This window comes from Echinicola shivajiensis, from assembly GCF_018642165.1.
In the GTDB taxonomy this organism is placed as follows: Bacteria; Bacteroidota; Bacteroidia; order Cytophagales; family Cyclobacteriaceae; genus Echinicola; species Echinicola shivajiensis.
Genome location: NZ_JAHHZM010000009.1, coordinates 105,663 through 119,993 on the forward strand (window position 1 = coordinate 105,663; position 14,331 = coordinate 119,993).

The 14,331-nt window shown below is 38.1% G+C and carries 15 protein-coding genes; 8 read left to right on the forward strand and 7 right to left on the reverse strand.

Annotation, left to right across the window (positions count from 1 at the left end; genetic code table 11):
• Positions 1-7 precede the first annotated feature (7 nt).
• From KMW37_RS15355 to KMW37_RS15375, 5 genes are all read right to left on the reverse strand, one after another.
• Positions 8-898, reverse strand: a complete 891-nt coding sequence (locus KMW37_RS15355; protein WP_215225533.1) for an ABC transporter ATP-binding protein — start codon at positions 896-898, stop codon at positions 8-10.
• 4 nt (positions 899-902) lie between these two features.
• Positions 903-1,994, reverse strand: a complete 1,092-nt coding sequence (locus KMW37_RS15360; protein ID WP_215225534.1) for an ABC transporter permease — start codon at positions 1,992-1,994, stop codon at positions 903-905.
• 152 nt (positions 1,995-2,146) lie between these two features.
• Positions 2,147-3,547, reverse strand: a complete 1,401-nt coding sequence (locus KMW37_RS15365; RefSeq protein WP_215225535.1) for a CmpA/NrtA family ABC transporter substrate-binding protein — start codon at positions 3,545-3,547, stop codon at positions 2,147-2,149.
• 24 nt (positions 3,548-3,571) lie between these two features.
• Positions 3,572-4,843, reverse strand: coding sequence for an alginate export family protein (locus tag KMW37_RS15370; protein WP_215225536.1), 1,272 nt, complete (start codon positions 4,841-4,843; stop codon positions 3,572-3,574).
• Positions 4,844-5,026: 183 nt separating this feature from the next.
• Positions 5,027-5,644, reverse strand: a complete 618-nt coding sequence (locus tag KMW37_RS15375; protein ID WP_246581518.1) for a Crp/Fnr family transcriptional regulator — start codon at positions 5,642-5,644, stop codon at positions 5,027-5,029.
• Between the two features lie 583 nt (positions 5,645-6,227).
• Between KMW37_RS15375 and KMW37_RS15380 the strand changes: the two genes are divergently transcribed.
• The 5 genes from KMW37_RS15380 to KMW37_RS15400 all read left to right on the forward strand — a co-directional run bounded on the left by KMW37_RS15380 (position 6,228) and on the right by KMW37_RS15400 (position 10,536).
• A complete protein-coding gene (locus KMW37_RS15380; protein WP_215225538.1) occupies positions 6,228-6,707 on the forward strand; it encodes a GNAT family N-acetyltransferase in 480 nt (159 codons plus the stop codon).
• A 184-nt stretch (positions 6,708-6,891) separates the two neighbouring features.
• On the forward strand, positions 6,892-8,055 hold the full coding sequence (locus tag KMW37_RS15385; protein ID WP_215225539.1) for a PQQ-dependent sugar dehydrogenase: 1,164 nt from the start codon (positions 6,892-6,894) through the stop codon (positions 8,053-8,055).
• Between the two features lie 111 nt (positions 8,056-8,166).
• Complete coding sequence (locus KMW37_RS15390; RefSeq protein ID WP_215225540.1) at positions 8,167-9,177, forward strand: hypothetical protein; 1,011 nt, start codon at positions 8,167-8,169, stop codon at positions 9,175-9,177.
• Positions 9,178-9,216: 39 nt separating this feature from the next.
• A complete protein-coding gene (rluF, locus tag KMW37_RS15395; RefSeq protein WP_215225541.1) occupies positions 9,217-9,948 on the forward strand; it encodes a 23S rRNA pseudouridine(2604) synthase RluF in 732 nt (243 codons plus the stop codon).
• A gap of 21 nt (positions 9,949-9,969) precedes the next feature.
• Positions 9,970-10,536: a Crp/Fnr family transcriptional regulator gene (locus KMW37_RS15400; protein WP_215225542.1), complete on the forward strand. Its 567-nt coding sequence runs from the start codon at positions 9,970-9,972 to the stop codon at positions 10,534-10,536.
• 9 nt (positions 10,537-10,545) lie between these two features.
• On the opposite strand, the gene KMW37_RS15405 is transcribed toward KMW37_RS15400, so the two are convergent.
• Positions 10,546-10,926, reverse strand: a complete 381-nt coding sequence (locus KMW37_RS15405; RefSeq protein WP_215225543.1) for a hypothetical protein — start codon at positions 10,924-10,926, stop codon at positions 10,546-10,548.
• A 131-nt stretch (positions 10,927-11,057) separates the two neighbouring features.
• Here KMW37_RS15405 and KMW37_RS15410 point away from each other — a divergent pair, with 131 nt between their 5' ends.
• Positions 11,058-11,585, forward strand: coding sequence for a DoxX family protein (locus KMW37_RS15410; protein ID WP_246581519.1), 528 nt, complete (start codon positions 11,058-11,060; stop codon positions 11,583-11,585).
• Here the strand turns inward: KMW37_RS15410 and KMW37_RS15415 are convergent.
• Complete coding sequence (locus KMW37_RS15415; RefSeq protein ID WP_215225544.1) at positions 11,582-12,661, reverse strand: BamA/TamA family outer membrane protein; 1,080 nt, start codon at positions 12,659-12,661, stop codon at positions 11,582-11,584. The two genes, KMW37_RS15410 and KMW37_RS15415, sit on opposite strands and share 4 nt — an antisense overlap.
• 174 nt (positions 12,662-12,835) lie before the next feature.
• Between KMW37_RS15415 and KMW37_RS15420 the strand changes: the two genes are divergently transcribed.
• Together KMW37_RS15420 and KMW37_RS15425 are read left to right on the forward strand one after the other, a co-directional pair.
• Positions 12,836-13,501, forward strand: a complete 666-nt coding sequence (locus KMW37_RS15420; RefSeq protein ID WP_215225545.1) for a class I SAM-dependent methyltransferase — start codon at positions 12,836-12,838, stop codon at positions 13,499-13,501.
• A 40-nt stretch (positions 13,502-13,541) separates the two neighbouring features.
• Positions 13,542-14,312 carry a hypothetical protein gene (locus KMW37_RS15425; protein WP_215225546.1) on the forward strand — a complete coding sequence of 257 codons (771 nt, stop codon included), beginning with the start codon at positions 13,542-13,544 and terminating at the stop codon, positions 14,310-14,312.
• Positions 14,313-14,331: the final 19 nt, after the last annotated feature.

The window sequence follows — 14,331 nt, forward strand, 5'->3', positions numbered from 1 at the left end:
CAGTTTTTTAGGATTGGAAATATTTTACTTTACTGCTTCTGCTTTTTCTCCCTATTTCTATTCTACCAGGCATAATAGGCTGTAATTCGGGAAGAATATATTTCTGATCACTGACTTGTCTTCTGGTAGCTCCTACTTCTATCAAGTATTCCAGAATATCATTTCTTAACCTTTTGTAGTGGGGGTCTTTATTGATGGCAGTTATATCTCGGGGTCTTTCGAAATTTATCTTGAATTCTGGGCCCAAAGTGGCTTTTGGTCCTGGTGTAAGTGGAATTATTCGATCTGCCATGATGATGCCTTCGTCTACGTCATTGGTGATCAAAACCGCAGTCTTTTTGTCTTGGCTCCATATTTTGATGATTTCTTCTTGCAGTGTTCCTCTTGTAAGCGCATCCAGTGCGCTAAGTGGTTCGTCCATTAATAGAATTTGCGGATTCATGGCCAGTGCCCTGGCTACAGATACCCTTTGACGCATGCCTCCTGATAGTTCTTTAGGAAGTTTATGGGCTGCATGGCTGAGATTAACCATTTCTATGTACTTTTTTATATGGGCTTCCTTTTCTTTGTTGGGTAGTTTTGGGAAAACCTCATCCACTGCCAACTTTATATTCTTATATACACTAAGCCAAGGCAAAAGGGAATAGTTTTGGAATATTACGCCACGGTCTGGTCCTGGCCCAGTAATGGCCTTAGCCTGAAGTAAGATTTCTCCGCAATCGGGAAATTGCAGCCCATTGATCAGATTGATCAGACTGGTCTTCCCACTTCCCGAAAATCCTACAATGGCCACAAATTCACCTTCTTCAACAGATAGATTGATATTGCTCAGCACCTCGACTTTTGAAGAGCCTGTTCCGTAGGTTTTAGATACATTTTTTAATTCAAGAATAGGCATGGTCTTAGGCTTTACTGAATGTCATGAAATTCTGTACGGTGAGCATAATTCTGTCCAAAAGGAAACCAATGATGCCTATAACAAACATGGCAACAATGATTTTGGCATTTGAATCACTGGCCCCGTTTTGGAATTCTTCCCAAACAAAAGAACCTAACCCGGGGCTTTGTGCTAATAGTTCAATAGCAATTAAAACCATCCAAGCGACGGATACGGTAATCCTCAAGCCGGTAAAAATCAATGGAAATGAGGCAGGCAAAATGATTTTGAAGATCTGTTTGCCAATACTTAATTTCAATACCTTGGAGACATTTATATAGTCTTTATCCACGGTGGACACACCCATGCTGGTGTTTACTAATGTAGCCCACATAGCACATAGCCCCACGCTTATAAATGAGATGATAAAGGACTTGTCCATATTGGGATCGGTAATGACTGTTTTTACAATCATGAATACCAATAAGAGCCAAACTACAGGTGAAACAGGCTTTAGGATTTGAATCAGCCAGTTAAACGAATTCCGTAGCACATCACTTAAGCCAATGATGATGCCAATAGGAACAGCTACAAATAGTGCCAAAAGGAATCCCGCAGCTACGGTTTTAAGACTAGTACCTATTTGGTCCAAAAAGGAAGGTCTTCCAGTATAGGTAATAGGGGACAAACCTTGCTCTTTCCTCTGGACATTGGTTGTAGCCACTTTTTCTTTGAATTCATCTTTCTTTTCAGCGATTTGTAAATGGTCTTTCCAGAGGGCAATATATGCATGGTAAACTTGCTTTGGAGAGGGTAGTGTGTTGGGTTGGCAGCTCACATCCCCTGAAGCTATACAGTCGGCCATAGCTATGGCTGCTTTTTCTCCTTGTTCTGTTCTGGCTTTTTCTATTCTGGCGTTGGCTTCTTTATTAAATAAAGCTGTTGCGCCCAAATGCCATATTAGGATGAAAAGAAATATTGAGGCTAATGGAAAGAGACTTTTCTTGATAAAGATTTTCAGGTTCTTTCCGGGCTCTTCCCCACTGATCATTTTAAGCAGGGGCTCTAAAAAGCCTAAACCCAAAAATCGAATGGTTTTAATGGTCTTGTCTTTCATAGCTTGATCAATTTTAGTTTTTCTGATTAAATTTTGGAAATAGCTTTCCTGTCCGCTGGAAGATTTCAGTTTCCAAGGGGACTAAGACAAAGAGCTGTAGACTATTTTGTTAGTCCTCAGCTCTTTGTGATTGGTGATAATCAAAGAGCTTATTAATTCTTATTTCCGATTCTAAAGCTGTTGATATAAGTGATTGGGTCTTTTCCATCGTATTCTATACCGTCGATAAAATCAGCAGTTGGCGCTTTATAACCATCAGTGCTGGGAACTTCTTCTGCTGAGAGTTTACCTTCTTCCATTAAAATATTGGCAGCTTTTTCCCAAATATCCGGGCGGTAAATATCCTTGATGGTCTCATGGTACCATTTTGCAGGTTTACTTTCAGGGATTTGTCCCCACCTTCTCATTTGGGTCAGGAACCAAATGCCATCAGAATAAAAAGGATAAGTAGCATGGTATCTGAAGAAAACATTAAAATCGGGCATGGATCTTTTGTCCCCTTTTTCAAATTCGAAAGTTCCGGTCATGGAATTGGCAATGACTACGGAGTCAGCGCCTACATATTCAGGCTGCGAAAGAATACCAACCGCTTTTGGCCTGTTGCCTGGAGTATCCAGCCATTTGCCCGCTCTGATAAGGGCCTTGGTTACCGCGATGGCCGTATTTGGATTTTCTTCGACAAACTTCTTTGTCATCACAAAGACTTTTTCGGGATTGTTTTTCCAGACATCATAATTGGTGGTAACCGGAACTCCTATCCCTTTAAATACAGCTTGCTGGTTCCAAGGTTCTCCTACACAGTATCCGTAGATAGTGCCAGCTTCAAGGGTGGCAGGCATTTGAGGTGGAGGAGTTACGGAAAGCAAAACATCTGCATCCACCTGCCCCTGAATATTTTCAGCGGTGTAAAATCCTGGGTTGATGCCTGCTGCACCCAGCCAATATCTGATTTCGTAATTGTGGGTAGAAACAGGGAATACCATACCCATTTTAAAAGGTTTTCCGCTGTTTTTGTATTCAGTGATGACAGGTGCCAATGCATCCGCTTTGATAGGATGGACAGGTAATCCATTATCATTAGTAGGAACATTTGGTTTCATTTTGTTCCAAACTTCATTGGAGACAGTGATGCCATTTCCATTAAGATCCATGGAAAAGGGAGTAACCAATTCTGCCTGCCTACCAAAGCCTGCCCCTGCAGCGATAGGCTGCCCAGCAAGCATATGGGAACCATCTAGTTGTCCATCTATGACCCTATCCAATACATTTTTCCAGTTGGATTGTGCTTCAATGGTTACATAAAGTCCTTCATCTTCAAAGAAACCTAATTCTTTTGCAATGGCCAAGGGGGCCATATCGGTAAGCTTGATGAAGCCAAAAGTCAGCTGCGGTTTTTCAATGGCCAGCTTAGAGCTAGTGGATTTTGCGGATTCGGGTGTTTCTTTTTCTTCTGTGCTTTTTGAATTTCCACTACTGCAGGCAGTCCATAGGGTGGAAAGAGACAATAGGATTCCCAGGCAAGTTAGTAACTTGCTATTTTTTAAATAGTTCATGTCGATTAAAGGTTTGTTCGGAAATTATTTAGCTGTGGTAAATAAGGTAGGCTTGAAGGTGATCATGGTCCATGCCCAGTTTTGGATATGGCTTTTATCTCCACCGCGAAGAGATTCCATGGTGTCGCTGGCAAACATTTGGGAATAACCCAAATTCCAAGTTACTCCGCCTTTGAGTTTCAATGTGTATACGAGGTCAATCTCGGTACCCATACTTTTGCTTAATTCTTCTCCTGATATATTATACTGAGTTGAGCCCGTCAAGAAATGATGGGCATTGGCTGCTAAAGTACCTTTGCCCGCTGGCCATTTTGTTTTAAGGTAGATATCGTTTACACCTACAGAACCATTGGCAGGTCCTACAAAGAAATAATCCATATAACCATTGAAGGCATGGTTGGTACCAAAGTCTGGATTAAAGGCCTTATCAGTACCATTGCTTGGATCATCGTCTCCTGAGATGTATTCCACTCCTAGGGTTATGGGAGTCACAGAGGTTTGGAAAGTGGCATTTACACCGGCCAAAAATGCATTTACACTCTTCTTGGCCAGTTTTCCTGTTTGGTAATAAAAGTCCCCTGCCAATTTTATCGTTCCTATTTTAGTTGATGGAATAAAACCAAAGGTTTGTTTATTGGATAGGGTAGTGTCTGCATTTTGGTATCCGGCGTTTAAGGCTAATAGGGAAAATGAGGTGGATTCATAATCCTTATGGAACCAGCCATACTGTAAGGTTTTGTAGTTTCCTCCTACGTTATAGAATCCGGCACCCACTCCTTGTATAAAGCTTGGTTCTGGGACGTCTGAATCTTGGTTATAGGCAAATCCCAAATGTAGTTTCGCATTTTTTTCCTCATTTTCATACAAAAAGAGTAGGGCGTCATGTCTTCTGCCCTGCTGTGCCCATTCAAGCCCACCTATGAACCTTTCGTTGTCATAGGATATAATTTGTCTTCCTGCTTTTAGGCTAAAGTTAGTACTAAAGTAGTATTGGCCCCATGCTTCACTGATGAAGGTTTTTCCCAATTCTTCCTTGAATATTTGAGGTGATTCACCCCAGATACGGATGTCCTGAAAAGCTAATTTAAATTTGAAATCAGTGGATAGGTAGTCAAGGTATAGTCTGGATCTTTGTTCAGTGAAGAATGCAGGATCTTTTGATTCATCTGTCAATGTCTTAAAACCATTTCTAAATTCTGTTCTTGGCCTGACTTCAGCTGAAATGGTGAACTGGGCTAAAGCATCATAGGCTGTCAAGCAGATTAGAAATGCTGATAAGTAAATTATTCTTTTCATGGTGAATTGTTTAATGGTCTTCTGTTTAAATAAGTATTATTACTTAGTTCTTACAAACTTAAGGGCTTGTCCTTAGGTTTTATATGGAATAACGCAGGTATTATTCCTTTTTTTGACCATTAAAAAACCTGTTAAATTGCAGGTTTTTTATTTAAACCCTACCATGAAGGCCTTTTGAGTGGTTTAGCTATCAAGAAAGAAGTTGTGATCGGAAATCTCTTTGCTAAGTAAATCTACGTTTTTTATACCTAGTTTTTTTCCCGAAGAATGTATGTGGCCTTCTTTTTTCAGACTGGAAAGGGTCCTAATAACCTGTTCATCGGTGGTGCCAGCAAAATCAGCTATATCTTTTCTTGATAGTAATAAACTGAAGTAGTTACCTTCTTGTCCAAATTTCCTGTTGATATATAGTAATGCGTCAATGACCTTTTCTCGAACGGTCATCTGAGCAAATTTCTTCACTTTTGTTTCACTTCGGTTAAGCTCTTCGGCATAAAAAGTCATCAAATTATAGGTTAAGGATGGAATTTGATGGAGCATTTTGTTCATGATTTCCATTGAAAAATTACATAAATGTGTGTCCTCAAGGGCTGTAGCGCCAATATGATAGAATTGGCCAGCACCAAATCCCCGGTGGCCAATAATTTCTCCATTACTGGCAAACCTGACTATCTGGTCTTTTCCATTTAGGCCTGTTTTGGTGACCTTCACCTTACCGTGGTTTACAAAATACAAACCATGGACTGGAGCACCTTCAATAATGAAATTCTGTCCTTTTTTACAGAAGAGGCTATTTTTCATGTCCAAGTAGTCTTTTACTTCTTCTAGCTGGCAATTTTTTTTTATGATGCAATTATTGTTTGAGCATACTTGACAATCCGAATAAAAAGCTTCCATATCAATTTTGTTTATACGTAAATATACGTAAACAACTTGAGCGAACCAATTCCTTGTCTTTTTTAAGCTTCATTCAAGTAGCAGCTAATTATATTATTGAATGTCTGAAGATAACAGTCAATTGTATTTTGTTGATTTCAAAGGATAGTATTCCCCTCCTACTTATTAAATATGGCATTTCTGCCAAAATTTCGTTGGAATTAAATTACAAAAAACAATGATGGAAAATACTGATAATAAGTGATTTATATAAAAATAAATTTTACGAACATTGAAAATTTAAGAAAAATACTTATTAAATTAAATACAAAATTGGTTCAATAACCAGGATGTAGCTGAATATACCTTTCTAGCTAATTTTATTTTATAAACATTTAATATGTAATTAAAAGCATAAAAATGTGATAATAGCACCTTTTTTTGTTTAGAATTCTGAGTTATCAAATGACGTTAATTTACTAATTTCATATCAATAAACTGCCGAAATATGGAAGCATACGAGATTATTATCAGACCTGCCACATTAGAGGATATGCCTAAAATCCAAGAATTATATGTGCAAACCATACAAGATTCCTGCAAAGGAGACTATAGCGAAATGCAACTTGCAGCATGGATTTCCTCTGTAGTAAATGAAGAGAGGTGGCGAGGAGCTCTGTCGAATGAATATTTTTTAGTTGCTGAGGATGAAAACAAGATTATCGCCTTTGGGGGATTGGAGAATGGAAATTATTTGGATTTTATGTATGTCCATCATGACTATCAAAGAATAGGTCTAGCTGAACGCTTATTGAAAGCCTTGGAAAATGAGGCTTCCAGACAAGGAGCTAAGGAAATTACCACTGATGCGAGTAAGACATCCATTCCTTTTTTTGAGAAAAAAGGGTTTCATTATGTCCAGGAAAATAAAAAGCATATAAATGGACTGGAAATTGTCAACTACAAAATGAGTAAGGGGATCCATTAAAGCTTTTTTATTTCATAAAATCTTCAGATTACCAATAGTTGGTATTTTACTTTTATAAGCTAGATTTTAAAACTGTTAAATTAAGTAAGCACTAATAAAGGGTAGATGGATAATCAATTAAGTTCTAAGTAGTTGATTATCTGAATTATTTTTTAATTTAAGAATAAACCTGATCTACCCTAAAATGAAATATTTTCTTCTTCTAATATTAATCACTTTCCAGAATTTTTGCTTTGGGCAAACAGGAATAGCTGGATACGCCAATAAGGAATCCATAGATTCAAAAGAGTATAAACTGGAAGTGGAGGAATGGTGTGCTAGGGGGCTCGAGGTACCCTGGGCCATAGAGTTCGTCAATGAGCATAAAGCTTTGGTTTCGGAAAGAAACGGGAAACTAACTTGGCTAATCGATGGGGAGCCAGATCCTGAGCAAATTATTGGCCTTCCAAAACCCCATACTGGTACAAGTACCGGTGGTTATATGGATATTGCCTTGGATCCTAATTATGATCAAAATGGATGGATTTATTTGGCATATAGCCAAACCAATGGGGATAATGCAGCTGAAGATGCATTGGCTATGACTAAGGTGGTTCGCGGAAAAATCAAGAATCATCAATGGCAAAATGAGGAGACACTTTTTGAAGTTCCGGATCCCCTAAAAGTAAGGAAAGGAAACCGATGGGGATGTAGGTTTTTATTTGATCAAGGAGGGTATTTGTTTTTTTCTATTGGGGATATGGCAAGAGCAGAGGATTCCCAAGATCCTAGTAAAGCTACCGGAAAAGTTTTTCGTATTTATCCTGATGGTAGGATTCCGGAAGATAATCCCTTTATTAAAATAGATGGAGCGCTTGGCGCTGTATATTCTTTAGGAAATAGAAATGTGCAGGGTATTAGCATGCATCCTGAAACTGGAGAAATTTGGATGACTGAGCATGGACCTAAGGGTGGAGATGAACTGAATATTCTCAAAAAAGGAGCAAATTATGGCTGGCCAGTAATTACCTACGGAATTGATTATGATGGATCCATTATTTCAGACAAAACACATCAAGAAGGCATGGAGCAGCCAATCACCTATTGGACTCCTTCCATAGCAGTGTGTCCAGCAGAATTTGTAGTGGGAGAATTATTTCCGGCTTGGAAAAACAATTTATTGGTGGGTGCCTTGGCATTTCAGGAAGTAAGGAGAATAGTATTGGACAATCATAAAGTAGTTGAACAAGAGTTGTTGATCAAGGGAAAAGGGAGAGTGCGTGACCTTAAATTCGGTCCAGATGGGGCACTATATATTGTAACTAATGGACCCGATAAAATCCTCAGGGTGGTTCCGGAGGGCAATTAACAATAGAATGAATTAGGTCATTTTAAGGATTAAAAGAATTCATTAGAAAACTGTTAATTGCTCCATTATATTTGGAAGATAAATAGTTAATTGTTTCTTCGATATATCACTATGCATATTTTTAAAAGTAGGGCCAATATTTCGTTTTTTGCCCTAAATGGTTTGATTCTTTTTGGGGTGTTTACAGGTTTTGCAACAAGCCTTTTTATCAAGGGATTTGGGCAGTTGGATGAAGGCAAGCATTGGTTCAGAACATCTATATGGCCTGCAGTATTGGTACTCATGATAGGTTTGATGATTATTTATCAGTTTCTAAAAAACTGGCAAAATTTTCGAATTAGTGAAAAGGGCATCACTATTTCGAGATTTTTTAAAAGTGAATTTATTAGTTGGGAGGAGGTTAAGAAAATTGAATTAACTGGAAAGGCTGAGGATAGGATTTTGGGTTTTACTCAGGAATTTGAGGTATTAAGCTTTGAACTTAAGAATGGTGATGAAAAGGCCATTTTTGAGCATTATTACCGGAATTTTGATGAGGCCAGAAGACTATTAAGTCGAATTCAAGTACAGATACAATCCCATCAATCTGTTAAGATTACTTCAGTTGGATTGAGTGAAACAAAAGGAAGGAATAAACTTCAGCACTTTGATTTTTTAAACATTTACAAGGACAGGTTTATTAGCTCTGTCCATGGTGTCATTACCTGTATTGGACTTGCATTAATGATCTTGAAAATCATTTTTTATAATATTGATTATTTCCCTTTAATCGTATTTCCAAGCCTGTTTTTGGCAGTGATGGGCTTTTTATCCCATTATTTTTTATTGGATAAAAATTACTTGGTGATAAAGAACCATATCTGGTTTTTCTATAGTAAACATTACAAAGTTTCAGATATAAATGAAATAGTGGTTGACCATGAAGGCCGAAGAGGTTGGTGCTTGAGAGTGATTACCAAAGATTATAAATCACGATCTTTCCCTGCAGGAAGCTTGAAAACAAAGACTTGGGTAGATATGATTCATGATTTAGAAAAACTGACCATTCCAGTTAGGATGCAAATAGATAGCCTAAAAGAGGCCTTGGTCAAAGCTAGGGATAAGAAGGTGTTTCCAAATTAAACCCGTAAATTTGCCTAGCCAAACATTCAAGGAGGTCAGATGGAAAACCAAACGGTCAGGATAAATAAGTATTTAAGTGAGATAGGATATTGTTCCAGACGAGCTGCTGATAAGCTATTGGAGCAGGGGCGGATTACCATAAATGGCAAGGTGCCGGAATTGGGGACCAAAATTACTCCTGGAGATGATGTGCGTGTAGATGGTGAATTGGTTTCCCCTCCCAAGGAAGATTTTATCTATTTGGCTTTTAATAAGCCTGTTGGCATTGTGTGTACTACAGATACCAAAAGGGAAAAGAATAATATTGTAGATTATATCAATCACCCTAAGCGTATTTTTCCTATTGGCAGGCTGGACAAACCCAGTGAAGGCCTGATCTTTTTGACCAATGATGGAGATATTGTCAACAAGATTCTTCGAGCGAAGAACAACCATGAAAAGGAATATGTGGTGACAGTTGACAAGCCCATCACACCGCGTTTTATCCAGAAAATGTCCAATGGTATTCCGATTTTGGGCACTATGACCAGAAAGTGCAAGGTGGAGCAGATTGGCAAGAACAAATTCAAGATTGTACTTACCCAAGGGCTTAACAGGCAAATCCGGAGGATGTGTGCTTTTCTGGATTATGAGGTGACCAAATTGAAGCGTATCAGGATCATGAACATAGGCCTGGATGTGCCTGTGGGGAAATGGCGTTACCTTACATCTGAGGAATTGGCGGAGATCAATCAATTAACTGCGGATTCAAGCAAAACCTTCGATGGCTAATTTTTGGTGCAATTATAAATAATGGAAAAGATCAGAGCACTTTTTGAGCAACAGGTATCCATGAGTGACCAAGATTGGTATTCCTTTTCTTCTAAACTTAATAAGGTAAATTTCAGTGCAAAAGCTGAGATCCTAAAGTTTGGCGAGGTGGAAAACTATTTATCTTTTATTGCCTCAGGGATTATTCGCTATTATATTCCTGAAGAAGAACAGGAGCTCACTTTTGGGTTTTCATTTGAGAATGAGTTTGCCAGTGCCTATGATTCTTTTCTGACAAGAACGCCCAGCACCTATGTTTTGGAAGCTTTGGATTCTGTGGAGCTTTGGAGAATATCCTATGACGACCTCCAAAAAGTATATCAAGAATCTGTTGTTGGTAATATTATCGGTAGAAATGCAGCAGAAGGGCTGTTCCTAAAAAAGTCCAAACGGGAACTGGCCCTGTTGCAGGAAAGTGCTGAAGAAAGGTATTTGAAGATTTTTACTGAGAGACCTGAATTGATAAGAGCAATTCCCCTGAAATATATAGCCAGCTATATAGGCATTACACCTCAGGCTTTAAGTAGGATCAGAAAACGAATTTCTTAACCCTCTTGATTAATCTTCCTTCAAACTCAAACTCAGTGTACCATATTGGCCATTTAGTTCGCTGGCGTTTATTTGGTAAGTGTATTTTCCTTTACTTAATGGAGTTTCACCTACATAATCAATAGGCTGAATGGTATAAGTATTACCTTCTATTTCCAGTTCAACGAAAGCATACCTATAAGCCTTCTCAAAAACTTTGTATTCTGAAGTAGTCTGGGCATCTAGATCATTAAACTCAACTTCACCCGTACTTGTATTGACGATGATATTTTTGAAGTCATAGGTACTGATATTGGACAGTCGGACATTGACGGCTTCAGGATTTATATCATCCCTAGAACAGCCGAAAGAAATAGATAAACAAAAAATAAACACCAATAACTTTTTCATTTCTTATAGAATATAATGACAGAATGATAACAATTTAATCATGGATGATAATTCCTGCAAGCTCCAAGGATTATCCATTTCAGCCTGAATTATCTTCTAATTTTTCTTAACCTAGGTTCATTGCGCAATCAATGAAAAGAATTGAAATTTGTTCTGAATCAAAGAAGAATATTATGCTTCCATTTTATGTTTTACTGATCAGCTTTTTGTTGAGTTCCGGGGTAATTTACTTGCTTAAAAAAAGCATACAATGGAGTTTGGCTGGAAGAATAGCCCTTTCCATTATGCTGGGATTTACAGCTTTGGGTCATTTTATGTTTACAGATGGGATGTGTAAAATGCTTCCGGAATTTATTCCCTTCAAAGCTATCATAATTTATTTTACTGGCCTGATTGAAATAGCTGCAGGGATAGCTATCCATATTCCAAAATTCAGAAAGCTGACAGGGATGCTGTTAATCATATTTTTTTTAATGATTTTACCGGCGAATATTAAAGCCAGTTTGGAAGGTCTCAATTATCAAACCGGTAATTATGATGGTCCAGGGCTGTCTTATTTGTTTTTCAGAATTCCCTTTCAGATTTTGTTGATGGGTTGGACATATTGGTTTGTAATAAAAGGGAAGTCTTATAGGAATAGATCTTTTGGGGAGGCTTAAAATGCCTCGCCAATTCTAAAATAGATTCCCCAATCATCCTTACCCACAGCTGCATCCAAACCAATATTGAACTTGACGTCTTTAAAGGCCCTGTACCGGTAACCGATTCCTCCTCCTGGATAGATATTCCAGTCAAAATCTGGATTGTCAGAACCATAAATGGTGGCTAATCCTGCAAAGCCTACAAGGCCCATTTTCGGATGAAAATTATAACGGTATTCACCCTGAAAGGCAATCAATCCATCACCACGGTACTTGCCTTCGGAGTAGCCTCTGATGTCTTTTCCTCCTAGGACTTCTTGCTGTTCAAAAACAATATTTCCCAAGCCGAAATTTCCAGCATATCTTGCCGCGAAGACGTCTTCACCATCTCTTGTCGAAAAATATTGGTTATATTCTGTTTTGATTTTGTTAGAGGTGAGATCATTGCCAAACCATTCAGGTAAGCTGACCCATTTTACCTTTACTTGATTACCTTTATTGGGATAATAAACATCATTTCTGGTATCAATGGATATAATATATTCCAATGCATTGGTTGAGGTAGTTTCATTGGGCAAAACCTCATCTTCATACACCGTATAATAATGAGAGTAAGTATAGTTTAGTCCAAGAAAAATATCGTTAAACACTCTTCGCCTTACCCCAGCAGTAACAATGGTGGTATTGGAATTATAATCATAGAAACTACCATTTTGAAAATCATCCATAAAAAACTGTGAAGTATGGTTGCCTGTTAAGCCAAAAAATATGATCCTCCATTTATCTTCCTTTAAAAAGAATCTGTTGAAAACAGAAATAAAATGGGATCCATTGGTGGTATAAACACCAGCAGCGCCTGAAAGGGATTTTGGCGAAATGCTATCCTGTTTGTCTAATTTATACATCAACATGGGAATAGCTCCAAACATAAATTTCAAATTTCTATTATAGCTAAAAAAAGGCATCACCTTGAACTGAGTTGAGTTTTCTTCCTTCAACGAGGATTTGTTGAGACTGTCTTTTTTTACTTCTTGGGCAAATATGAGTCTTGATGAAAAAATAAGGACCGTAATTAGTAGTAAAGTTCTTTTCATTTGATGAACCATTAAGGAAGGAAAAATTACATTATTAATATATGCAATTGTTGGTATATATGTTTAATTATCAAGTGTTTTGTGGGTGATTAAAAAGTTATTTCTTATTTGCTGGAAGATATTTTGGGATTTATACTGAAAAGTCTTTAACACGGAATGTTTAATTTTAAAGCTATGGATCAAAATTTTACAGAGGATGAATTGAAGGCTATTGCGCTGCAGCTTGGCCACCCAAAGGGAGAACAGGGTCTAGCAATAGCTAAGAATATGGAAGAGTCAAATATCCTTATGGTTGAAAAAGCAGTAGAAATGCTTCATTTGGCTGGAGATGAAAAGGTACTGGAGCTTGGCCACGGTTCGGCCCAACATGTTTGCGAGCTTCTGGAGATTTTTGATGGTTTGGAATACCATGGATTGGAGATTTCAGACCTGATGTATGAAATAGCCCAAAAAGTAAATGAGCCAATGGTAAAATCCGGAATGGCCCAATTTCATTTGTATGAAGGAAAAAAGATTCCCTTTGAATCAGCCTATTTTGATAAGGTGATGACGGTCAATACCATTTACTTTTGGGAGAACCCCAAGGAGATGGCCCTTGAGATTTTTAGGGTTTTAAAGGAGGGAGGAAATTTCAGTTTGGCCTTTGCACAGAAAAACTTTTTGGAAAAACTTCCCTTTACCAAATTCAATTTCAAATTTTATGATTCGGAAATGGTGGATGAGTTGATGTACAATGCAGGATTTACCATTATCGAACAGGTGGATGTAAGAGAAAAGTTGAAAAGTGATCCGCTTGGAGAACTTGAAAGAGAATTTACGGTTATGCGCTTCATTAAGTGAGGATATTTATCGAAATTAGGTAAGGCTAAAAGGCTAATCTATGAAGCGGGTACATCTTTTTGAGTTTGAGGATTTGAGCTGGTTTCCGGACTTGATCAGAAACTATATGACGGATTTTTTGGCTTTTCTGGCCAATGCTACCAAAATGTACCATCCCGTTTTGCCTATTCTTGAAAAGGGAATTCATGCAAGCGGAGCCGGTCACTTTATAGATTTAGGTTCTGGGAGCGGTGGAGGTTTGATTTCCCTCAATAAGGAATTATTGAAAAAGATGCCCCATTTGAAAATTTGGATTAGTGACTATTATCCAAACTGGGAGGCTTTTGAGCGGGTCAAACAGCAAACAACAAATATAGACTATGTCAAGAACCCTGTGGACGCCCGAGATGTACCTGATGAGCTTAATGGATTAAGAACCCTATTTTTGAGTTTTCACCATTTCAAGCCAGATGATGCCAAGGAGATTTTACAGGATGCTATCCATGCAAGGAGTCCAATTGCTATTTTTGAAGGGCAAGACAGATCATTTGCAAGCCTGTTGGCGATGTTTTTTTCCCCGATTACAGTATTGTTGACAGCACCATTTATTAAGCCATTTAGTTTAGGGCGCTTGTTTTTTACCTATCTGGTACCCATTATTCCACTGGCAGCTTGGTGGGATGGAATTGTCTCTTCACTACGGACATATTCTATTCCTGAGTTAATGGAGCTTATCAATGGCTTGGAAGATGCGGATAAAATGACTTGGGAAATGGGAAAGGTAAAGTCAGGGCCTGGTTTTGTCATTTACCTTTTGGGAACACCAAAATAAATTAGTTCGAGGATTTTTA